Below are 23388 nucleotides of genomic sequence, written 5' to 3'. Positions count from 1 at the left end.
CATACATGTTGAACAGAAAAGGAATGATGATGGCTTCTTTTTTAGTAGTCATTGCTAGTTCATTACTGATGGGAAACGCTAGTTTTGTATCAGCGGATTCTCATCTAAACGGGGATTCTGTGGTTGCGGCAACGGGTGATTCGACGTTAGCTGATATGCCAGCTTATCTCAAATCCTCAGTGGAATGGGTTTGGAAGAATAGGATGTTGACTGAAGGCTCGACGGTTCGTAAAAATACGATTTTTGATCAAATTTTTGCGGGAAAAGGGACTCTTAATTATGTTATACGCTGGCAATCCTCTAAGCCCGTCACACTGAAGCAACGCCAGGATATTGCTAAAATGATAGATCGGCAGATGAACCATTGGACAGATCATCTTCAAGGATATGACGGTTGGCCCTATAAGAATATTAAAGTAAAAGTGGTAGGCTGGGCTGTTGCCGATCCTTCACTGCTCCTGAACAAGCAGCCTGACGAGGTCATTTATACGGATACCATTACAGATACACTAGCTTCTGAAAAACCGGAAATTCCTGCTGCGCTTCCAGTTGCGCCTAATGAAATATCCCGGTTTGAGCATTTTTCGGACCCGAACTATTCGTATCCGGGTGGATTGGATAAACGCTTTGATATGTATCTCTGGGCCACAGAAAATTTTGGCGGGGGAGCCGGCGGCGACTGGGGACAGCGTATGAATGATGAATACGTTCTGAGTACGGTGAACGCTGATGAGATTGAGATTACTGAACATGAAATTGGTCACGGATTTGGGTTAAACGATTTTTATGAAGAACATGAGCGTCCACCAGGTGGATTCCCAACGAACACCATTATGTGGGCCGGCAATTCCGATCATATCACCGACTGGGATGTTTGGATGCTGCGTTATACCTGGAGTCAAATCAAAAAGGATACGGCTCGTTTCCCAATCACGACTAAAGACGACGATGGCCCAATTGAAACAGATCCTGATGAAATCGTGAACATAGCACCTGCGGCAACGGCTAGCAGCTCTTATACTTCATCTTGGGAAAATGTAAGCGCGCTAAACGATGGATTTGAACCTGCCAATTCCAACGATAGAAGTCATGCTGTATATGGTAACTGGCCTGAGACAGGTACACAATGGGTCCAATATGATTTTGATCAAGAATATACGATATCCCAAACGGATGTCTATTGGTTTAAAGATGGCGCTGGCATTGATGTTCCTAAGTCTTACAAGATTAAGTATTGGAATGGTCGTAGCTGGTCCAATGTCAAGCAGGCTAATGGATTGGGTACTTCGGCAGACCAGTATAATACGACCACTTTTACGCCTGTAAAAACAACGAAATTAAGAATTGAAATGGTATCCAAAGGTTCAGCATCCACAGGAATATTAGAGTGGAAAGTAGCAGCTAACAAACTTTAAGCATCATATTATTTGTCCAAAGGTTGTCTCCTGCGATATTTGTGGGAGACAACCTTTTTTAATTCATAGCTGAACAGTTAGAGTCTGATGAGATCAGGCTTTTTTTTCGTCTTGATTATGATGCTTGTTTCCTTCATATTTGTATCTGTGTTTTGCTAAATTCTCGTATGAATGGATCACTAAGAATGAACGGGTGTACGATAGTATGTATAATGGACATCAGACATGAAAGAAAAGAGGACAGAAAGCGATGAGTCACGACGTGAATGCTCCTTACGATGTACATGTAGCATATGGACCGGTGTTTGAGCTGCTCAGCAGCTTACACACCTTTATTTGCCGCAAGGCTTACAAGAAGACCGATTTATCAGCCGGGTGGGCGGAGCAAGTGCGTAGAACGCTGTCTCCAGGTTTGTCCAAATTGCTGGAGTCCATGGAAATCAATGCAGATTGGAAGGTTATTTATGGACTCGTCTGTATGCTTTCTGATCAGGGGAACGTTAAAGAAGTCGTAGATCGTCTGGAGAACCGGACTGTACAGGAATTAAATGAACAGGCATCAGCCTATGGGGTCTCGCTGCCTGACGACATGGAGAAGCTTCGCAAACTTGCTTTGCAACTGCTATCTGGCTGGGACGAGGAGTATTTCCGCCATGTGGATACAAGTATTCTAAGCGGTCTGGAACAGGAAGCTGAACGGAGAAATAAGGAGAGGGGCGTATATAGCTCTATGGAGTGGGTGGATCGTACCACTAATGGCTTCCGGTTCGAGCCTTCCGAAGGGCTGACACGGGTGTTGCTGGTGCCTCAATACCATTTTCAGCCGATTAATATCATTTATCGATTTGGGTCGCTCCTGTTGTGCCATTATTCGGCAGGGATTTATGTTCAGGAGGACGATTTTTTATCCCCACAGGAATATCGAATGATCCGAAGTTTGGGGGAGAAGAGCAGGCTTAAGATTTTAAAATATTTGTATCAAAGCCAGTCTCCACGAACCTTTATTGAGATTGTCCGTCATCTCAAGCTGTCCAAGGGAATCACCCACGACCATATTTTTAAGCTCCGGGCCTCTGGCTTCATCCATGCACATTTTGATGGCGAAACATTACTCGGATATAGCGCACGGCTTTCGGCTGTGGATGAAATGCATCGAAGCATTCTTGGCTATATGGAGCGAAATTAGGCTGTACGCACCAGTTAGACTTTAACACTTTAAACAAAAAGACGTCGATCATTTGGAATCCAGATGAGTTGACGTCTATTTTTTTACATAAAAAATGGAGTTCTCTCTTTACAGAACCGGAATAGATTCCTATAATGAGATTTATCTTATTAATTACAACTTGTTCGATCGGAATTTACTAAATTAACTCGGGGGGATTATTTTGAAAAAGGGAATTATTCTACTCAGCAGTCTACTTCTGGCAAGTTCTACCTTATTAGCAGCTTGCTCTAGTGGTGGATCAGATAGCGCTAATGATGCTACTTCGCAAAATAGTGATGTCGCACAGACAGCCGCTACAGCGCAGCCATTAACAAGTCTGGTACAAGCTTCAGATTTATCCAAATTGCCGGAAGTGTCCAAAAAGAGAAGCGACACGATTATTGTTGGTCTGACTGACCCAGCCGGGGTGTTTACTCCGTATTTTAACCAAAGCGGCTATGACGGCAACGTGATTTCGCAGTTGTGGACTCCGCTGGTCACGGTAGACGAGAAGGGGCTTCCGCTGCCCAATCTGGCTAAGAGCTGGGATATTTCTAAGGATAATCTAACGTACACGTTTCATCTGGTTCCCGGTACAAAATTCAGTGATGGCTCTCCTTTGACAGCAGAGGATGTCGCTTTTACCTGGACGTTGATCTATGACAAAGCCTATCCTGGTGACAGCCAAATCCGAAAGCTGAACATTAAAGGCGGCAAAGACTATACGGAAGGCAAGGCAAAACAAATTGAAGGAATCAAGGTGATTGATGCGCAGACCATTTCTGCGACGTTAGAAAAACCAAACGCGCTGGCTCTGCCGATTCTGGGTGACTATGTACTGTCCAAAGCCTACTACGGCAAGGATTACAAGTTCGGACAGCTGGATTATTTTAAAAATTTACATAGTAGCCCTCTGGGAAATGGGGCTTATAAGTTGGAAAAGTTCATTCCAGGGCAAGAAGTTCGTCTGGAGGCGAATGATCACTTTTTCAAAGGCAAACCGAAAACACAGCATTTCATTTACAAAACAGCAGAAGGCGACGCTTGGCAATTCATAGAAACAGGCGATACCGATTTTGCTCAATTCACCGCAACTCAGGAAAATATCGACAAACTAAAAGGGCTTGGCTTTTTAAACATTTTGCCGTATACCCCTAGCACTTACGGATATTTGCAAGTAAATCTTGAAAATGAAAAGCTTAAGGATAAAAAGGTTCGTCAAGCATTGACCTATGGACTGGATCGGAAAAGCATTTATGTCGACGCAGCTCAGGGAGCAGGGGCGGTCGCAAACATTCCAGCTTCCCCAATATTCTGGTCTTACACGACCGATGGAATCAATCCATATAACTACGACCCAGAGCAAGCGAAAAAGCTGCTGGATGAAGCGGGCTGGGCAGAAGGTAGTGATGGCATCCGTGAGAAAAACGGTCAGAAGCTGACCATTCACCTGCTGACCTCTAAACGTCCAGAAACAGATACCTTTATTGCGCTTGCGGCTGAAAATTACAAAGCGATTGGTGTTGACCTACAGCCGGAAATCTTTGCAGACTTTAATGCAATGGTCGCCAAAGTAGAAGGTAAGGATTATGATCTTGCCGCCTTTTCGACAGGCATGCTGACAGATCCATCAGATGGAATCGAGCAATTCGTCAATGGAGAAGTCAAGGGATATAACAATCCAAAGGTAAAAGAGCTGTATGAAAAAGGCTTGTCTACGACGAATATGGAAGAACGCAAGAAAATATATCAAGAATTATATGTGCTGCTAAACGATGAATTGCCCGTAATTTTTACCAACTATAAGAAGACGGTGTATGCCTACAATGGTCGGATGGAACATGTAAAGGTCAGTCCGTTCATTGGCTTGTCTGGTAATCTGTTCGAATGGTCCCTTAAATAAGCCACATTTGCGGGCCCCTTGTGAAGAACATCAGGTTCGGATCAAGGGGCCTCCCAAATAGGGGAAACGTAATGAGTAGCCTGACCTTGAATTGAAAGGAGTCTGTCATGAGCTCGTTTTTAACGAAAAGACTGACGTATATGGTTATTATTTTGTTGGCCGCTTCGATGATGATTTTTTTCCTGTATGCCATGACACCGGGAGATTTCATTAGCGGCAATCTGAAGCTGTCGCCAGAGAGAAAGGCGGAGCTGAGGGAAATTTACGGCCTGAATAAGCCTATTCTTGAACGCTATGGAAATTGGCTGGGCAATGCGCTGCATGGAAATTTTGGTTATTCGCTTGCCCAGCAAAAGCCGGTGCTGACCTTATTTAATGAGTATATCTGGAACTCGTTTTTGCTGGCAGTTGTATCGACCTTCCTGACCTGGTTTATCGCGGTCATTATCGGTGTGGTTGCTGCTTATAAGCAGTATTCATGGTTTGATACTCTGGTAATGGTGGTGATTTTCGCTGCCATGTCTGTGCCCTCATTTTTTATCGGGTTGTATCTGATTAAAATCGCAGCAGTTGACCTGAAGTGGTTGCCACCCGGTGGCATGCTTAATACGGGGAGTAACGCTACAGGTATGGAGTATGTGAAGGAGGTTCTCCAGCATATGACCTTGCCAGTGATCGTTATGACGTTGCTGGGACTGGGGTCGTTGACCCGCTACTTCCGTAGCAATATGATCGACGTGATCCAGCAGGATTATATACGCACAGCCCGTGCAAAGGGCTTAAAGGAAAGAAAGGTACTTTTTACGCACGCATTGAGAAATGCATTGCTGCCTGCCATTACGCTCGTTGGCTTCGAATTACCTGCGCTGTTTGGCGGGTCCCTGATTATTGAAAAGATTTTTAATTGGCCAGGAATCGGTCAGTTGTACATGCAATCCTTTTCGCTCCGGGATTATCCACTACTTATGGGCTTTACGATGCTAATTGCCATATTGAGCGTTATCGGAACACTGTTGTCCGATATTTTGTATCGCATCGCGGACCCGCGTGTGAAAGTGTAAGAAGGGGGCTAAGGAATGTCATCCGTGAGCAGTAATTTGAGCAAGAGCAGCGGCAGACTGCGAACAACTGTTAAATCTTCAATGTGGCAGCAAGCGCTCCGGCAGCTGTTCAGAAACAAGCTTGCTATGGCTGGTCTGCTTGTCGTGGTATTTATGTTTTTGCTCTGTTTTATCGGTCCGCTATTTTCTCCTTATTCCGATAATAAAACAAATATATTAATGATGAACAAGGCGCCAAATATCCATCACTGGTTAGGAACAGACAAGCTGGGGCGGGATGTGTTGACACGTGTGATGCAAGCAGGTCAAATTTCTCTTACCGTGGGTTTGGCTTCAATGGTATTGTCAGTCTTTTTGGGGGCTACGCTGGGGGTCATATCCGCATATTTTCGCGGGATTGCGGATCAGATTATTATGCGCGTTGCTGATTTGCTGCTGACGATTCCCAGTTTGCCCCTGCTATTTATTATGGGCGCGCTGCTATCTGACTGGAAGGTTCCACCCGATCAACGGATGTATATTGTCATGCTGATGCTTAGTCTGGTCAACTGGCCGGGGATTGCACGGATGGTGAGGGGCCAGATGCTTAGTTTGCGGGAACGTGAATTTATGCAAGCCGCGACGGTACTGGGACTCTCGAATCGTCGAAAGCTGTTCAAGCATCTGCTGCCGAATATTTTACCGTTGTTGATCGTTATCGCTACATTGAATATTGGCGGAGCCATCCTGAGTGAATCTGTGCTCAGCTTCTTTGGCCTTGGCGTGCTGCCCACAACACCGACTTGGGGCAACATGATTGATGCCGCTAACAATGTACTGGATTTTCAGCAACGTCCGTGGTTGTGGATACCGCCAGGACTGTCTATTTTTGCTACAGTCATCGCTATTAATATTTTTGGTGACGGGCTGAGGGATGTACTTGACCCGAAACATAAGAGGTAGGTGATCATACACCATGGACAATTTACTTTCTATTGAACATTTAAGCACTCATTTTTATACAGAAGAAGGAACGGTTAAAGCGGTGGATGATATCAGCTTCCGTGTGAAGCCAGGGGAAACGGTATGCATTGTCGGTGAATCGGGATGCGGCAAAAGTATTACTGCGATGTCCATCATGGGGCTGATCCAGAGTCCCGGTGGTAAAGTGGCAGGCGGAAGCATCCGCTTTGAGGAAACCGATCTGATAGAGCTTAGCAGAAATGAGATGCGCACGATTCGCGGACATGAAATATCCATGATCTTTCAGGAGCCGATGTCTTCATTGAATCCGGTCATGACCATTGGTGAACAGCTATCCGAACCACTGATTGAGCATTTGAAAATGGGCCGTAAGGAAGCTCGTAAGCGAGCACTGGAGCTGATCGAACAGGTCGGTATATCCCGGCCGGAGCAGATTTTAAAAAGTTATCCGCATGAGCTGAGCGGGGGGATGCTGCAGCGAATTATGATTGCAATTGCTGTTTCTTGTGGTCCCAAGCTGCTTATCGCGGATGAGCCAACCACCGCTCTGGATGTAACGATTCAGGCGCAAATCCTCGATATGCTGCGTGAATTTAAAGCCCAATCCAATATGTCGCTCATGCTAATCACCCATGATCTGGGTGTTGTCGCTGAAATGGCCGATTACGTCATTGTGATGTATGCAGGCAAGATCGTCGAGGAAGGCGAAGTGGTACAGCTGTTTAATCATCCCAAGCATCCTTATACACAAGGGTTACTAAAATCCAAACCGGTGCTTAACCAGCGCCAAGAGGAACTGTATTCCATTCCCGGGCAGGTACCTAATCCGCTGGAGCTGACGACTTCCTGTTATTTTCATGACCGCTGTGGGCAGTGCATGGACATTTGTCGTGTAAAGGAGCCTACATTAAAAGAAGTTTCAGCTCAGCAGAAAGCATCCTGCTGGTTATATGAGGAGGCGGTTGTTCATGGCTGAGCCGTTGTTGGAAATAGACCGCTTAAAAACGTACTTTCCGGTGAAGTCCGGGTTTATGAACCGTACTTCAGGACATGTGCGGGCGGTAGACGATATCAGCTTTACGATCCGTCAGGGTGAAACCTTCGGATTGGTAGGGGAATCGGGGAGCGGTAAAAGCACGGTGGGCCGCACGATTGTTAGATTGACGGATAAAACGGACGGTACCGTAAAATACAAAGGGGTGGATCTGCACAGCTTGTCTGACAAAGGGATGCAGGAACTTCGTCCCAAAATTCAGCTGATCTTTCAAGACCCATATAGCTCGCTGAATCCGCGTGTACGGATTGGTGATGCCATTGGTGAGGCGCTACTGGATCACGGTATAGCAACGAAGGAGGAGGTCCGGCAGATTGTGCTGGACGTGCTCAAGCTATGTGGATTGTCAGAGTATCATATCGACCGTTTTCCCCATGAATTTTCGGGAGGTCAACGCCAACGGATCGGCATTGCCCGAGCGCTGGCGCTTCAGCCGGATCTAATTATCGCTGATGAGCCGGTATCAGCGCTGGATGTGTCCATACAGGCGCAGATTATTAACCTATTCGCCAAATTGCAGGCCGAACGGGGTCTGACATATTTGTTCATCTCGCATGATTTGAGCGTGGTGGAACATTTGTGTTCCCGTATTGGCGTGATGTATTTAGGCTCCATGGTCGAAACGGCATCGCGTGACGAGCTATTCGGGAATCCGTTGCATCCGTATACGAAGGCGTTGCTGTCGGCTGTACCTATTCCGGTGCCGAAGCTGAAGAGAGAACGTATTTTGCTCAAGGGGGATATTCCAAGTCCGGTTAATCCGCCTTCGGGCTGCAAGTTCCATACTCGCTGCCCCTTTGCAATCGACCGTTGCTCCAAAGAGATTCCACTCTATCGTGAGGCTCGTCCAGATCACTGGGTAGCTTGCCATTTGGCTGAATGAACAAAGTCAGTCAGCAAATTTTAAAGCCGTTGAAACGGCAGACCGTTCACAAGAGTGAAGGGGGCTGCTGTTTCAACGGCTTTTTAATGTCGTGATTCAAACAGCTTGGGTTGACAACACACCTGGAGCAGCGTTATATTAAATAGTAATCGTAATGATTACTATTTAAGGTATAAAATCATGTCCATATCCGTGTTCATCAATCTCGCGGTAGTGATGGTGAACCTTCATGATTGGCATATATCACAAGGAGGAGCTTTACATGGCCAAGAAGTCAAAAGTCGTAAAAGAGAAGAAACGCCAGGAAATTGTAGCTAAATATGCGGACCTGAGACGTGAATTGAAAGCAAAAGGGGACTACGAAGCTTTGCAAAAGCTTCCGCGTGACTCATCTCCAACCCGCCTGAAAAGCCGTTGTGAGCTGACGGGCAGACCTAGAGGATACTTGCGCAAATTCAAGCTGTCTCGTATCGCGTTCCGCGAGTTGGCACATAAAGGCCAAATTCCAGGAATTACGAAATCAAGCTGGTAAACAGGCACTTATGTCGATCGTTAGCGCATGGAGATTATCTGTGTTGTTAACCTGAGGATATGTCTTATAGAAGGTTGTAACGGGAATGCTTCATGTCGTAGGGGGACATGGGGCATTCCTTTTCCATGGAAAATATTATCGTTTGTATTGATTCTCCTTAGATGGTTAGGTAGAATATGGACGGGTTAAAAATATACATAACAAACGATTACATAATGTGGATATATCAGATTATGTATACCTCAGGAGGAGCTACAAGATGGAAGTGAAACAGAGAGAGGACTCCTTTTGGAGTATGGTCAAAAAAGGAAACAAATCCTCGGGCTCGGCGGCGTTAGGTAATACCGGCATTGCTCTGATTAAGGGGATTGCTTTTGCCTTGACAGGCAGCGGCTCTATGTTTGCTACGATGATGCATTCCATTGCGGATGCAGTGAATCAAATGTTTGTATTCGCGGGCAGTGTACTGGCAGAGAAAAAACCGACAAAACGCTTTCCTACCGGCTTTGGACGAGTGATTAACCTGTTTTGTATGGTTGCCGTTATTGTTGTAACGATTATGGCCTATGAAACCGCATTGGAAGGCATTCATTTGCTGCAGCATCCGGCTGAATCTACACATGGATTTTGGATTAATGTAGTAGTGCTGATTTTGTCACTAGTGGTGGACGGATTTGTATGGAGCAAAGCGATGAAAGAAGTGCTGCATGAATCCAGAGTAGAAGCGAAGGGGCTAAGCATTTTCACCACTGCGTTCCGCCATGTGGGGCGTGCTGCACCGCCAACCCGGCTGGTGTTTTATGAAGATTTGGTAGCAACAACGGGTGGAGTACTTGCTCTGCTAGCAGTGGTGGTCACATCGCTGACAGATTTTAAACTGCTGGACGGAATTTCGAGTATACTCATCGGTTGTCTGATGGTCGGTGTTGCTTTCCGGGTCGGTTACGACAACATGGTAGGCTTGATTGGTGTATCTGCTCCTCCTGATATCGAAGAACGTGTGGCTTCCATTATTCTAGCAGATACACATGTAACGGATATTTATCAAATGCGTATTTTACAGGAGGGACGCTACTATCACGTGGAAGGGTTGATTGAGCTTACACCGGGCATGACGCTGGCAGATGCTGACGATATTAAATTTAGAGTCGAGGACGCTTTGCTACGTGATCCTAATATCTCAGATGCAGCATTGGGTATTCTGGAAGATGACGGGATTAGAAAGTGGAAACAAGAGAAACCCACAGTTTAGAAAAAATGATCAAAGCGAATCTGGACGGGGATTGGCAATAGTGTAAAATAAGAGCTTCCATGACCACAGCAACGGGGCATGGAGGTTCTTTTACTTTTTCTCAATTGTTTTACTACCCCTTTGAATTTAGGATGATTGTTAGATACAATGAAAGCGTTAACAAAAAAGAAGGTGAAACAAATGCTTCTCATGGGGAGGAAATGCAAATGAGTCTTCTGAGGAAGGCTTGGCCTGCTTCGCGGCTCGTTAAGGCGCTGGCTGGCGGCATGCAGGATTCAGCAAGGCAACGGTTAAGGAGTAATTGGACAAAAAGGCTGCGGACGACTGTCTCTGAGCCGATATACGCCGAACTTTGGATGGATATTGTGCGTGTCTGTAAAGATAATCGGGAAACATCATGGCCTGAACTGCCGTTGTCTCTGTTTCGGGAATTTACTAATACAGGAGAGCGCAAGCCGTATGAGGATGTGTACTTTGAACGGCGTGGACGACTGGTTGCTATAGTGCTTGAAGCTGTTGTCAAGCCGGAGCCTCGAAAGATGAAAGAGGTGGAAAGCGGTCTGCTGGACATATGTAGCGAGTACACATGGGCGCTTCCTGCACATGTCAATGAAGAGGACACAGTAACACCGCCTTGGCAGCAGGTGGATTTATTCGCGTCCGAAACAGCACAAACGCTGGTTGAAATTTTATTGCTGCTAGGAGAACAACTGGCTAGCCATGTGGTCGCTCAGGTGCACGAAGAGATTGAACGTCGTGTGCTGGAACCCGTTTTTTGGAAGCCTCGTCATTTTGGATGGGAAACCGCAGATCATAATTGGTCGGCAGTATGTGCTTCCGGTTGCGGAATTGCAGCATTGCTGCTGGTAGAAGACGACTTTTCCAGAGCGGTAGCCATCGAGAGTATGCTGGGCGCGCTGGATTGTTTTTTGGCAGGCTACAGAGAGGATGGGGGATGTCCCGAAGGCGTAGGTTACTGGGTATACGGCTTTGGTTATTTCACTTATTTTGCCGATATGCTGCGTGAGTTTACCGAGGGAACTGTGGATATTCTGAACTCGGAAAAGGTTAGGCAAATCGCAGCCTTTGCAGAGCGGGTTCATCTGTCGGATGGCATTTTCGCTAATTATTCGGACAGTAGTGAAACGGAACGATTGCCTTCCGGACTCATTTCTCATTTGAATTCTTTGCAAGGACGACCATCTACACTCCCTTTCCGCGTACCTGGTCTGTTGGAAGACCCCTGTCGCCGCTGGGCTCATGTATTGCGCAACTTGGTCTGGACGAATCCTCTGGCATTCGGGAGCGGTGAGACCGTTACCAATTATTTGCCGCAACTCGGTTGGCTGATGTGCCGCAGCTGCAGTTCCAGCCATAGTGGACCCGAAAGCCAAAAGGGTGAACCAGGTGTCATGCTTGCATTTTCAGCGAAGGCTGGGCATAACAATGAACCGCACAATCATAACGATCTTGGACATTTCATCCTTCATGGCGGTGGCGAAAATATATTGTGCGATCTGGGAGCAGGCTTGTACACGAAAGCCTATTTTTCATCGGGACGAGAGTCGATTATTAATATCTCCTCCGGCGGTCATTCCGTGCCTGTCATCAATGGGACTATGCAGCAATCGGGCGCACAGGCAAAGGCGGCTGTGCTGGATATTGCTTTGGATGAGCAGGAGGAGGTACAGACGGGCACAAGGCTTAAGCTTGATTTGACATCTGCTTATCCTGTAGAAGAATTGGCAGTCTTCACCCGCTCCTTTACATGGAATGTGCTGGAGGGAAACGAGGGGGCAAGGCTTACCGTCACAGATCATTTTGAGTTTGAAACGTCTGGCGTGAGCATGAAGTCACGGGATGTGGAGGAGCTTTTGATCAGTCGTATTCAGCCTAATCTGGGAGCAGGCTTCGTGGAATGGAAGGGAGCGAACGCAGGGGTCAGGTTAGATTATGATGCCAGCGTGCTGCGGGCGGGGTTGGAGGCTGTGAAGCACATAGATCATGACGGAGTTCCTTTTGTGTTTTATAAAACATCGCTGCAACTGGACTCCAATCAATGGAACGGTTCTGCAAGCGTAGATTGTAATCTGTTTTTTACCATACATTAATTTTCATTTTGAATGGGAGGCAGACAGGATGAATAAGCTGCAGACAGGCAGCGTGTACCCTTGGCAGACGGAGCTGGAGAGATTTATTGAACAGGTGGAAAGCGCGCCAAATCGAGTGAATGACGGTTGGACTCACCAACATAAGCTGGCTGTGCTGGAAAAGCTGGTTCGCGCATATGCCCTGCATCAGGACGAAACCGGAGCTATCATTGACCCCCATTCTGAAAGTGAACGGTACTACTCCACCCCCTCCTATGCGTTGGCTGCGGCGGTGTTGGTCAAAGAAGGCCGGCATGATTTACTGGAATCTGCTGCTGCGGCCTTGACGCATAGCATAGCTTGTGTAGTGGAGGAAAAAGCGCCAGATCACCACCCAGACTTTTTTCCAATTATGATGATGGGAGCGTATCGGCTCCTTAAAAATCTGCTGCCAGAACAAGCCATGGCATGGAAGCAGCAACTGAGCAGAATTCAGCCGGAGCAGACCTACATTTTTACGATGAGCAAAATGAAAAATCCGAACCGGATGATCAACTGGAATGCGATTATGATTTCCGGCGAGTTTTTGCGTGCAACGGAAGGAATTGCAGCCGATTCGGAATGGATGGAGACGTATATCCGCAGCTACCATTTGCCTCGTTTTACCAGGTTGGGCCTGTATCAGGATGGTCCGTTGGATCGGCCCAATAGCCCATTTGCCTACGATATCGTTACACGTTTTCATCTGGGCGTGATGCTGGAGAACGGATATGATGGCAGCTGCGCACTCGAACTGCGTGACCACCTTCGCAAGGGGGCGCTCAGCACATTACTGGCGCTATCCCCGCACGGGGAAATTCCGCCGCGTGGAAGAAGCGCCCAGCATCAGTGGAACGAATCGGCGGCGGCCTTTGTCTTTACAACACATGCACAGCAGGCTTTTACAGCAGGAGAGCATGGGCTCGCAGGTGCGTTCCGACGGGCAGCAGATCTATGCTGGCAAGCGATTAGCCGCTGGCAGACGGATGACGGCAAGCTGCATATCGTCCGCAACCATTATCCGTCCGAGGCACGGCATGGCTTTGAGGTGTACTCGAATCATACCTGCTACAGTCTGTGGACGGCGGCTGTGCTGGCCCACACCCTTCTACATGGTGAGGAGATGGATCGCATTTCCCCAACCTTCATCCCGGCGGAGATCGGCAGCCGGGTGTTGGCAACGGATGGCTGGTTCCAGACTGTCATTGCAGCCGTAGACGGGCAGCAAATGCTTGTGCAAACATCGGTCAACGACCCGTACAATATTCCGGGCATCGTGCGTATTCAGCAGTCTGCGCTGCCGTCGCTGATCGGTCCGTCCTCAGCAGGTCATGCAGACCGCGGCTTTACAGGCTTCGCGGAGGGAGATATTTTCCCGTTGAGCTATACCCCGGCCTGGCAAACGGAGGACGGAAAGTGGCACAGCTTGTCGGAGGGCATTCCCGGTACGCTGGAGTTCGACCGGGATGGAGGGATTGACCCGCAGGATGGTGGAGGAACCGTACAGATGGAACAAAGCTCAGCGTCTGACGGAGCAACGGATTTTACACTCCTGTGGGAAGGCCCATTCCCGGGAGTGAGGGAAATCCGAACGCATTATCGTCAGGTACCCGGCAAAATTGAAGTGGCGTATGAGCTTCAAGGCAATATTCAGAATGTAGGGGCACTTATTCCCCTAATGGCGTACGACGGTCGGGAGCGCAGTGTTATTCATCATGTCATGTCAGCTGGGAAAGAAACGGAAAGCATTCGAGTAGAATACGCAGGTGCAAGCCTTGAAGTCATCCCGACGACGGAAGGAACGAATGTGGTCTGGCCGGAAGAATTAGCTTCTGTGGCCTGTCGGAATGGTTTACTTAAGGGAGCGCGTCTGGAATGTGAAGGTAATCGCATTTCCTTTATCATTCGGTTACCTGAATAGATAGAGCTGGAGCCATAAATATGGTTTAACATGTGGAAAAAGGAGAGGAAAAAGAAATGACGAAAGCAGAAGCGTGGCTGGAGCAATCGTGGGAGCTGGCTTTGGATAAAACGCTTGCCTTGGCGGCAAGACTGGGGGACGCTTTTCCACATGTTGCAGAGGGTGGACGTTATGATAATCGTGAAGAAGCGTGGTGGACAGCAGGCTTTTATCCGGGACTGCTATGGCTAGCCAATCGGGCTCGTCCTGACAGTGTGGCTGCCGGGATTGCACAGCGGTGCGAGGGTCGTTTGGAAAAAATACTCTATAATAGCGAAGCTGTAGACCATGATCTTGGCTTTATTTGGCTGCTCAGCGGCGTGGCCGCCCACCGATTGAACGGAGATTCTGAGTCCAGAAGACGTGGGTTATTGGCTGCCAATCTGCTGGCTGCCCGTTTTAACGTGAATGGCCGTTTTATTCGTGCGTGGAACTTCCCCTCGAAGGACATGGATACACGGGGCGTTGCGATTATAGACAGTATGATGAATCTACCCCTGCTTTATTGGGCTTCGGAGGAAAGCGGAGATCCGCGTTTTGCCGCTCTCGCTGTGCAGCATGCAGATACCGTAGCACGTGAATTTGTCCGTTCGGACGGTTCTATCGCACATGTGATCGAATTCGATCCAGAGATTGGAAAAAAGGTCGCCGAGCATGGCGGACAGGGATTTGCTCCCGGTTCTGCCTGGGCACGTGGCACGGCTTGGGCTTTGTATGGTTTTACGCTTTCGTATGGGTACACGCGCGATTCGCGTTATTTGAAGGTGGCCGAGAACACGGCTGACTTTTTCCTGTCCCAGCTGGGCGATGCTTGCCTGCCTGTGTGGGATTTTAGAGCAGAAGAAGAGCACCGCGGGGCATGGGATTCATCGGCGGCGGCAATTGCGGCCAGTGGTTTGCTGGAGCTGGCAAAATATTCGACGCGTGCAGAGCATTTTACAGAAGCTGCAGCATCTATCCTCGAGGGCTTGCATCATACATGTACAGCGTGGGGCGAGGAGCATGAGGGATTGCTGATGAACGGGACTGTACATTATCCTGAGCAAAAATACATCAACGTTCCCATTATCTATGGCGATTATTTCTTTGTCGAGGCATTGGCAAAGCTGCGCGGAGAAGAAGGTTTGTTTAGTATTGAATGCAAAAAAATATAGTGTATAAGCGTGCAAGAACGAACTCATTTTAATCATACGGTCGTTTGTCAGATTTACGGAATGAATTGTGAAGCAGCGTGTGTGTAATTTCATTTACATATACGCTGTTTTTTTATGCATGAAAAGGCTGGATTTATTTCGATGCCAAAGTACTACTTATAGGGGGTTAAGAGATTGTGGCTGAGCTTATTTTGTACCCAATCAGAGAAAAATCATTGATATAAGCTCTTAACTCCTATGAAAAATTTCATTTTGATGCATGGAAATAGGTCCTTTTACTTGTTTAAGAGCATTTACTCGTAAATTGACAATATAGGTGGGGAACCGTATGATATCTTCTTGGGTAAAGGAATAAACTGGATTTTAAATCTCATTTGCAAAAGGAGTTATACATATCATGACAGCAACAAGTGATTGTACAAAAAGAATATACGGAGGATTTTGGATAAGAACGGCAGCGTTTGTGATTGATCTGATCATCCTTACTGCCATAGTCCTTTTAGTAGGGGGCGCAATTTACATTATCCCAGATATTCTGGGCATAAAGGAGACGGGTTTCATACAAGTACTGCTTATGTTGTGGCCGCTGATCTTATGGCTCGTAGTGCCATGGTTGTACTGTGTGTTATGGGAATCATCGAAGGTAAGAGCAACACCGGGTAAGCTGGTGTTCTCTTTAATTGTTGTAGACAAGGAAGGAAATCGTCTTGGATTCTTACATGCCTCAGGACGTTATTGGATTAAAGCCATTTCTTTTGTAATTGCTCATATTATTTATATTGTGGTTGCTTTTACTGCCAAAAAACAGGGACTCCACGATCTTTGTACCAACACCTTTGTTGTGAATAAAAAAGAATTGCAGCGATATGATCAACAATTGCCCTTCCCTCCAGTAGCTTCTAATATCATGAATTAAGGAAATTTCCGTTGCAGAAGATGGGTCTATTATGTAATATTAAGTGAATGATAATGATTATCATTTTCTATAGACTATATAACTTGGAGGATACATCCATATGCTACATGTAAAAAAATCGACCAAACTCCCTATACTGGCGGGAGTACTGCTCATTATAGCCGTTGTACTATCAGCTTGTAGCTCTCAAGGAAATGTTGCCCAAACTTCCCCTACAGCAGGACAGGCTGCAAACAGCACGGTTCAAAAGGAAGAGGCATCAACAACGCCGACCACCCGAGAATATACAGACTCTCAAAAACGTAAAGTAACGATTCCGGTAAATCCACAGCGGATCGTTTATGTAGGCAGTGATCCGGGGGATTTGCTTGCCTTGGGTGTACGTCCAGCAGGTGCGAGTCTGAGTGTCATTCAGTCACAAATTGTGTATGCGGACCTTACCAAGGATATTACCGATGTAGGCTACCCAGTGAATCTGGAAAAAGTGACGATGCTGAAACCGGACCTTATTCTTCACGACAATTGGGATGAAAAGGCGATTGATACGTTAGCTAAAATTGCACCTACCGTGGCTCTTCATTCCGACCAGGCAACTTTTGAACGTATGCAGGAGCTAGGTAAACTTCTTGGAAAAACTAAAGAGGCAGACCAATTCAAAACCTTATATGACGAGAAGGCCAAACAAATGAAGGCCAAGCTGGATGTTGACATTAAGCCAGGAGAGACAGCGACGGTGTTGTTAGTTATGGGGAAGAACCTGTATGTTATGGGACATCAGGGTGCATCCGTGTCCTTGTATGATGTGCTTGGCTTTAAACCGGCTCCCAAGGTACAAACAGACCTGATTGATAAAAAAGAGCGCTTTGCTACCATTTCTAACGAGGTGCTTCCTGCATTTATCGGGGATGAACTATTTATTCTGTCGGATCAGAGTAAAGAAACAGTTGCAGTTACTAATAATCTGATGAACAGTGAAATATGGAAGACCATTCCCGCGGTTCAAAACAAACGGGTATATACACTCGACAGCTCATGGAATTTTGATGATGCCATCACGAGAGAACGGCTTCTTGAACAAATTCCAGATTTGATGAAGCAAAAGTAAACATGGAACCAGCCAGTGCCTGAAAGCATTAGCTGGTTTCTTTGTTTTCTCATTATGCTATGAATAATTCCCTTGCTTAACCTATCTCTTATCAAGCTTTCTCCACCAAATCCTTCGCCAAATCCTCCTCGTAGCGTACTCACACAAACGAACCCTGATGTCCTTTATTTATAGAATTTCATGGCGAAATAAAAAATGTAAGCTGTTCTTACAGTTTTCATGTTCTTTTTAGCTTGTTTTGCGTTATAATGAAAGGATGCACATTATGAACGAATTGGAGGCACAGCCCGATTGACTACTTACCCTTTTGCCTTTGATCCGTCCAAGCCGTTTATTGAGCAGGCAAGTGACTGGATTGCGGATGTATTTTATGAAGTTTTGCCTGAAGTCGGCTTTGAGGTTCGGGATGAACAAATTTATATGGCATTCCAGCTAGAACGTGCCTATAAGGAAAAAAAGACCATTTTTGCAGAAGCAGGTGTGGGCACTGGTAAAACGCTGGTATACCTGCTGTACGCTATTGCATATGCTCGATACATGAGAAAACCGGCGATTATCGCCTGTGCGGATGAATCGTTAATTGAACAATTGGTAAAGCCGGAAGGGGATATCGCCAAGCTGGCACGGCATTTGAGTCTGACGATTGATGCCAGATTGGGGAAGTCGCCGGATCAGTATATTTGCCTGAATAAGCTGGATGAGGTGCGAGGCGGACTGGATGAGGACGCAGATGTTTTCCGTGATATTTATCAGGAACTGCCGGATTTTGTTCATTTTCCAGATACGTTACAGTCCTTCACTCCTTACGGAAATCGGAAGGAGTATCCCGAGCTAACAGATGGACAGTGGAGCAGACTCGGATGGGATGTATTTCAAGACTGTCTCGTTTGCCATCAGCGCCATCGTTGCGGTCAGACGTTGTCTCGTGATCATTACCGCAAAGCGGCAGATCTGGTCATTTGCTCTCATGACTTTTATATGGAGCATGTATGGACCTACGAAGCGAGAAAGCGCGAGGGTCAGCTGCCGTTGCTGCCGGAGCACAGCTCTGTCGTCTTTGACGAAGGGCATCTGCTGGAGACAGCGGCACAAAATGCACTTACCTACAAGCTTAAGCACGCTCAGTTTGAGTCTATTATTACCCGACTTCTCGAGGGGGAAGTGCGAGAATCTTTGGCAATGACGATCGAAGATGCGATCTCCCAAAGTGAGGTTTTGTTCGCTGCGCTTGATAAGAACAGTCAGCCTGTACAGGGTTCTAATCGCAAGGAGTTCATCCTGAATGAGTCGCTGATTCGAGAGGTAAACCGCTTTGGTGAATTGATCGGCACGATCGAAGAAGAGCTTGTATTTGAAAGCGGGCTATTCTCTTTGGATGAGTATCAAGTCAAAATTGTGGAAGAACATTTGGAAATGATTCAAACCGCATTGGCTTTGTTTAAGCGTCCTGAACTTCTCATTTCGTGGGTGATGGAGGATCAGGATGGGTTAACGCTTGTGGTTATGCCGAAGATGGTAAAAGAGATTCTCAAAGAACGAGTATTTGCGCAGCATATACCAATCGTATTCTCTTCAGCTACGCTTTCCGTAGAGAGCTCTTTTGACTATATGGCACAGAGTCTCGGTATTGAAAATCCGCTAACGTTTTCTGTTGCTTCACCTTATGACTACAGCGATCAGATGCAAGCTGCACTGTACCCGTTGCAAGTGGGGCATGATCCAATCCAGAGAGCGCTGACACTGCTGGAGAAATCGCAGGGAAGAGCGCTTATCCTGTTTCCTTCACAGGAGGAACTGGCTGCATTCAAGAAGGATCTCGTTGCTTACCCGGAGGCATCAGCCTATCGTTTTCTGTACGAAGGTTCGGCTGAAATCAGCCATCTGATCTCAGCTTTTCAGAATGATGAGGAAAGTGTGTTGTGCGCTGTTACATTATGGGAAGGATTGGATATTCCTGGACCTTCTCTGTCGCACGTCATTATCTGGTCACTGCCATTTCCTCCGAATGATCCGGTTTTTACGGCTCTGCGCAAGGATGCAGCAGATCCGTTTATTCAGATAGATATGCCTCACATGGCACTTAGACTCAGACAAGGCATAGGGCGTTTAATTCGCTCGCGTAATGATCGAGGCTGGATATCCATCATGGGCCAGGATTTGAGACGTCAAGAAGTACGCACACAAGTTGAACAACTACTGCCTGCGGGCGTAGAATGCACCGTAATTGAAGGAAACCCGGAGGGAATAAAAACATGTTGAATTTTACAACGTACACAGTAGATCAGATTAAAGATGCTTTTGGTATTTTGACTGGACAGCGTTATGAATTTATCATTGATGTAGAGGTAGAGGAGGACGACGAGCTATACACTGAAAACGGACTGTATATCCGTTGTCTTTATTTAGTAGACGAAGAAAAGACGGGACTGCTAAAGTATGAATTAATTGAAAAAGTAACGAATAGTTACATTGATCTTGAACTTGAAGATGATGAGCTGCAAGCTGTTGAGAACTTCTGTAAAGAACATGTACAGGATGAAACAGTGAAGTAACAGTATAGAACACTTAGCTAGCACAGCTGGTGTATAGCTAACATATAATGAAGATATCAAGGAGTCCTGACATGATCAGGCTCCTTTTTTTATGGTCAAATGAAGAGAACTTATTTGCTCTAGCGCAGTCTATCCCACACATTCACCATAAACAGCACAGTCCCCCCCGCGAGTAACACCCACCCTATGGTGATCCACACTCCAGCCTCTGGAACCTCGTAATTTTCACCTATAATCGCCAATATCAACACAGGCAGACCGATATTATGCATCCAAAAATGGATATGTGCCAGAATAGTAACTGAAAGTGCAGGAAAGGTCACATAGATCAGACCTATAATTCCAAGTGCAATCCAACCTAACAAATGGATATGAGACTGAACATTGGACAGACTGTAATCACCCGACACGCCAATAATTACACTAAGCAGCACACTGAGGGCAAAATATACGGCAGCTATCTTCAGAAATTGCTTTCCCATATATGAACTCCTCCTTATGTTGCACGGGGATATTTTGTGACATCTTCTCTATCATATCGAGCAAGCAGGCAGGGTGTGTGGGTATTGTGACTGGTCCATTTGACAAAAGCTTCAAATACACATAAAATCTTATTGCATCAATACTTACCGTATTACTGTGTTTTCTCGGAGATGATAGCGAACTTCTCCGACAATAGGCGTTAATTTTTGACCATTGGTTTATTTTGGATTCGCCATTAAAAGGAGCTTGAAATTATGAATGTATATCAAAATACCCTTGAACTCATCGGACGTACGCCATTAGTGGAGCTGAACAGCTATTCTCTACCGAGAGGAATTCGCCTGTTTGCGAAGCTGGAGTTTATGAATCCCGGCGGCAGCGTAAAGGATCGGGTAGGTAAGGCTCTAATTGAAAAAGCATTAAAAACAGGTCAGCTGAAGCCAGGTGGGACATTAATTGAAGCAACAGCAGGCAACGCAGGTATTGGTCTTGCGATGGCGGCGCTTCATTATAATATCTCGGTTATTTTTGCTGTGCCTGAGAAGTTCAGCCAAGAGAAGCAGGACCTGATGAAGGCATTGGGAGCACGCATCGTTCATACCCCGACAAGTGAGGGGATGAAAGGAGCTATCGAAAAAACAAAAGAATTGGCTGCTGAAATAAAAGATGCATACTTGCCACGGCAATTCAGTAATCCGGATAATCCCGAGGCATATTATACGACAATGGGACCTGAAATATGGAACGATCTGGACGGCAAAGTGGACGTATTTGTGGCAGGTGCAGGCTCGGGGGGAACGTTTATGGGAACCTCGCGTTATCTTAAGGAACAAAATGCAGCCCTTAAAACGGTCATCGTGGAGCCGGAAGGGTCCATTTTGAATGGCGGCGAGTCAGGTCCACATAAAACGGAAGGAATTGGCATGGAATTAATCCCTGAATTTGTGGATAAAGGATATTTTAATGCCATTCACACCATTAGCGATGTTGATGCTTTTGACCGTGTCAAGGAACTGGCTGCACGTGAAGGTCTTCTCGTTGGCAGTTCTTCAGGGTCTGCTTTACATGCCGCTTTACTGGAAGCCGAAAATGCACCGGATGGCGCACATATTGTTACCATTTTCCCGGATAGCAGCGAACGTTATCTGAGCAAAAAAATATATGAAGGCGGGATATAAAATGAAACGCAAAACAAAACTGATTCACGGCGGGCTTCCTACCGATCCCCATACAGGCGCGGTTAACGTTCCTATTTATCAGGTAAGCACTTATGAGCAAGAGGAAATTGGCGTCCATAAGGGATACGAATATTCGCGTACAGGCAATCCGACCCGGTTTGCTCTGGAGGAGCTGATTAAGGATCTGGAGGAAGGAAAGCGTGGTTTTGCTTTCGGTTCGGGTATGGCAGCAATCCATGCGGTATTTTCACTGTTTAATGCAGGGGATCATATTTTGCTGACCGATGATGTATACGGAGGCACCTACCGTATTGTAAGCAAAGTCCTCAGCCGTATCGGAATTGAGTCCACATTTGTGGATACGACTGACCTGGAAGCCATCTCCAATGCAATTCGTCCGAATACGAAGGCATTGTATGTCGAAACGCCAACGAACCCGCTTTTGAAGGTTACGGATATCCGCGCTGTTTCGGAGCTTGTAAAAAAACATGATCTTTTATTGATCGTCGACAACACATTTGCTACCCCTTATTGGCAGACGCCAATTACACTTGGGGCTGATATCGTCATTCACTCTGCTACCAAGTATTTGGGCGGCCATAGCGATGTTGTAGCAGGTCTGGCTGTTGTGAACAGCGACGAGCTGGGAGAACAACTTCATTTTCTGCAAAACGCCATTGGTGCTATTCTCGGCCCGCAAGATTCTTGGTTATTGATCCGAGGTATTAAAACATTGGGTCTGCGTATGGAAGCGATTGAGCAAAATGCAAAGGAAATTGCAGCCTTTTTGGAAAAACATCCGAAGGTTAGCAAAGTGTACTATCCTGGACTGGAAAGCCATGCACAGCATGAACTGTCCAAAATCCAGGCCGAAGGCTTTGGCGGCATCATTTCCTTTGATGTAGGTAGCGACGCTAACGCGGTTGCACTTCTGAAAAAGGTGAAATATTTTACACTGGCTGAAAGCTTGGGAGCGGTTGAAAGTCTGATTAGTGTTCCGGCACGTATGACGCACGCCTCTATTCCAGTAGAACGTCGTGCAGAGCTAGGTATTACCGAAGGTTTGGTGCGGATTTCGGTTGGGATTGAAGATCTGGAAGATTTGATCGAAGATTTGCAGGCAGCATTGTAAGAAAATAATCGTAATGTTCAAGAGAGGTAGCTGAGGCTGCCTCTTTTTTTGTGTATTGTAGAATAAAGTATTGCTTTCCCTTAATAACCGAGTATAATACTTGGTAATAGATTGAGCCATAAGGAGAGAGACCCTATGAAACAGATAAAAACACGCAGTTACCTGCAGGTAGATGACTATCTGGATCTTCTTAATTATGCGAAACAATTGAACGATATAGAGTGGCAACAGGAGCTCAAAGAAGCCCTGCGGCATCAATTGCTGGAGAATGGCAAAGAGACTAAAGATTCTGAGATTAATACGCTGTGGCGGCATTTTGATCAGATTAACGATGAATTGCTGAGGTTGTTTGATCTCTTACGAAATAGTAATAACGCGGCGGATCGAAACTCGTGGAGCGAACAGATTTGGGAGCTAAAGTTAGAACGCATTAAGTTGGAAAAGCAAATTCAAGCGAGTTATGCACATTTTTAAAATAGTAACTTCACCCTAAACATACTATACCCTAG

General features: G+C 46.3%; 20 protein-coding genes. 19 read left to right on the top strand and 1 reads right to left on the bottom strand.

Features of this window, described 5'->3' with window-relative positions; all coding sequences use genetic code 11:
• Positions 1-5: 5 nt before the first annotated feature.
• The 16 genes from BM358_RS00440 to BM358_RS00365 all read left to right on the top strand — a co-directional run bounded on the left by BM358_RS00440 (position 6) and on the right by BM358_RS00365 (position 20086).
• Positions 6-1415 (top strand): discoidin domain-containing protein, encoded by a 1410-nt coding sequence (locus BM358_RS00440; protein ID WP_028542374.1) that lies wholly within the window; start codon positions 6-8, stop codon positions 1413-1415.
• 250 nt (positions 1416-1665) lie between these two features.
• Positions 1666-2601, top strand: a complete 936-nt coding sequence (locus tag BM358_RS00435; RefSeq protein ID WP_028542373.1) for an ArsR family transcriptional regulator — start codon at positions 1666-1668, stop codon at positions 2599-2601.
• 202 nt (positions 2602-2803) lie between these two features.
• Positions 2804-4525: an ABC transporter substrate-binding protein gene (locus BM358_RS00430; RefSeq protein WP_028542372.1), complete on the top strand. Its 1722-nt coding sequence runs from the start codon at positions 2804-2806 to the stop codon at positions 4523-4525.
• 107 nt (positions 4526-4632) lie between these two features.
• Entirely contained in the window at positions 4633-5586 is a 954-nt protein-coding gene (locus BM358_RS00425; RefSeq protein ID WP_023988364.1) for an ABC transporter permease, read from the top strand.
• 15 nt (positions 5587-5601) lie between these two features.
• Positions 5602-6528 (top strand): oligopeptide ABC transporter permease, encoded by a 927-nt coding sequence (gene opp4C, locus BM358_RS00420; RefSeq protein WP_023988365.1) that lies wholly within the window; start codon positions 5602-5604, stop codon positions 6526-6528.
• Between the two features lie 13 nt (positions 6529-6541).
• A complete protein-coding gene (locus BM358_RS00415) occupies positions 6542-7525 on the top strand; it encodes an ABC transporter ATP-binding protein (RefSeq protein WP_028542371.1) in 984 nt (327 codons plus the stop codon).
• Positions 7518-8486: an ABC transporter ATP-binding protein gene (locus BM358_RS00410; protein ID WP_028542370.1), complete on the top strand. Its 969-nt coding sequence runs from the start codon at positions 7518-7520 to the stop codon at positions 8484-8486. Before BM358_RS00415 ends, BM358_RS00410 begins: the two co-directional genes overlap by 8 nt.
• Before the next feature lie 262 nt (positions 8487-8748).
• Complete coding sequence (gene rpsN, locus BM358_RS00405; protein ID WP_028542369.1) at positions 8749-9018, top strand: 30S ribosomal protein S14; 270 nt, start codon at positions 8749-8751, stop codon at positions 9016-9018.
• A gap of 259 nt (positions 9019-9277) precedes the next feature.
• Entirely contained in the window at positions 9278-10270 is a 993-nt protein-coding gene (locus BM358_RS00400; protein WP_023988369.1) for a cation diffusion facilitator family transporter, read from the top strand.
• Between the two features lie 206 nt (positions 10271-10476).
• Positions 10477-12381, top strand: coding sequence for a heparinase II/III domain-containing protein (locus BM358_RS00395; protein ID WP_028542368.1), 1905 nt, complete (start codon positions 10477-10479; stop codon positions 12379-12381).
• 28 nt (positions 12382-12409) lie between these two features.
• The gene (locus BM358_RS00390; protein ID WP_028542367.1) at positions 12410-14320 is read left to right on the top strand and encodes a hypothetical protein; all 1911 of its coding nucleotides are present in this window, start codon (positions 12410-12412) and stop codon (positions 14318-14320) included.
• A 56-nt stretch (positions 14321-14376) separates the two neighbouring features.
• Positions 14377-15513, top strand: a complete 1137-nt coding sequence (locus BM358_RS00385) for a glycoside hydrolase family 88 protein (protein ID WP_028542366.1) — start codon at positions 14377-14379, stop codon at positions 15511-15513.
• Between the two features lie 397 nt (positions 15514-15910).
• The gene (locus tag BM358_RS00380; protein WP_028542365.1) at positions 15911-16429 is read left to right on the top strand and encodes an RDD family protein; all 519 of its coding nucleotides are present in this window, start codon (positions 15911-15913) and stop codon (positions 16427-16429) included.
• Between the two features lie 100 nt (positions 16430-16529).
• Positions 16530-17534, top strand: a complete 1005-nt coding sequence (locus BM358_RS00375; protein WP_023988374.1) for an ABC transporter substrate-binding protein — start codon at positions 16530-16532, stop codon at positions 17532-17534.
• A gap of 291 nt (positions 17535-17825) precedes the next feature.
• Positions 17826-19793: an ATP-dependent DNA helicase gene (locus tag BM358_RS00370; RefSeq protein WP_023988375.1), complete on the top strand. Its 1968-nt coding sequence runs from the start codon at positions 17826-17828 to the stop codon at positions 19791-19793.
• A complete protein-coding gene (locus BM358_RS00365; RefSeq protein WP_023988376.1) occupies positions 19787-20086 on the top strand; it encodes a DUF6509 family protein in 300 nt (99 codons plus the stop codon). The genes BM358_RS00370 and BM358_RS00365 overlap by 7 nt, the downstream gene beginning before the upstream one ends.
• 119 nt (positions 20087-20205) lie before the next feature.
• On the opposite strand, the gene BM358_RS00360 is transcribed toward BM358_RS00365, so the two are convergent.
• Entirely contained in the window at positions 20206-20568 is a 363-nt protein-coding gene (locus BM358_RS00360) for a hypothetical protein (protein WP_028542364.1), read from the bottom strand.
• A 255-nt stretch (positions 20569-20823) separates the two neighbouring features.
• Here BM358_RS00360 and BM358_RS00355 point away from each other — a divergent pair, with 255 nt between their 5' ends.
• From BM358_RS00355 to BM358_RS00345, 3 genes are all read left to right on the top strand, one after another.
• Entirely contained in the window at positions 20824-21747 is a 924-nt protein-coding gene (locus BM358_RS00355) for a PLP-dependent cysteine synthase family protein (RefSeq protein WP_023988377.1), read from the top strand.
• A gap of 1 nt (position 21748) precedes the next feature.
• Complete coding sequence (locus BM358_RS00350; protein WP_023988378.1) at positions 21749-22879, top strand: bifunctional cystathionine gamma-lyase/homocysteine desulfhydrase; 1131 nt, start codon at positions 21749-21751, stop codon at positions 22877-22879.
• A 135-nt stretch (positions 22880-23014) separates the two neighbouring features.
• Positions 23015-23353, top strand: coding sequence for a hypothetical protein (locus tag BM358_RS00345; RefSeq protein WP_023988379.1), 339 nt, complete (start codon positions 23015-23017; stop codon positions 23351-23353).
• The last annotated feature ends 35 nt before the right edge of the window (positions 23354-23388 follow it).

Source organism: Paenibacillus sp. cl130 (genome assembly GCF_900116035.1).
Taxonomy (GTDB): domain Bacteria; phylum Bacillota; class Bacilli; order Paenibacillales; family Paenibacillaceae; genus Paenibacillus; species Paenibacillus polymyxa_B.
Note: the sequence above shows the minus strand (reverse complement) of the source record. Positions and strands in the feature narration are given on the sequence as shown.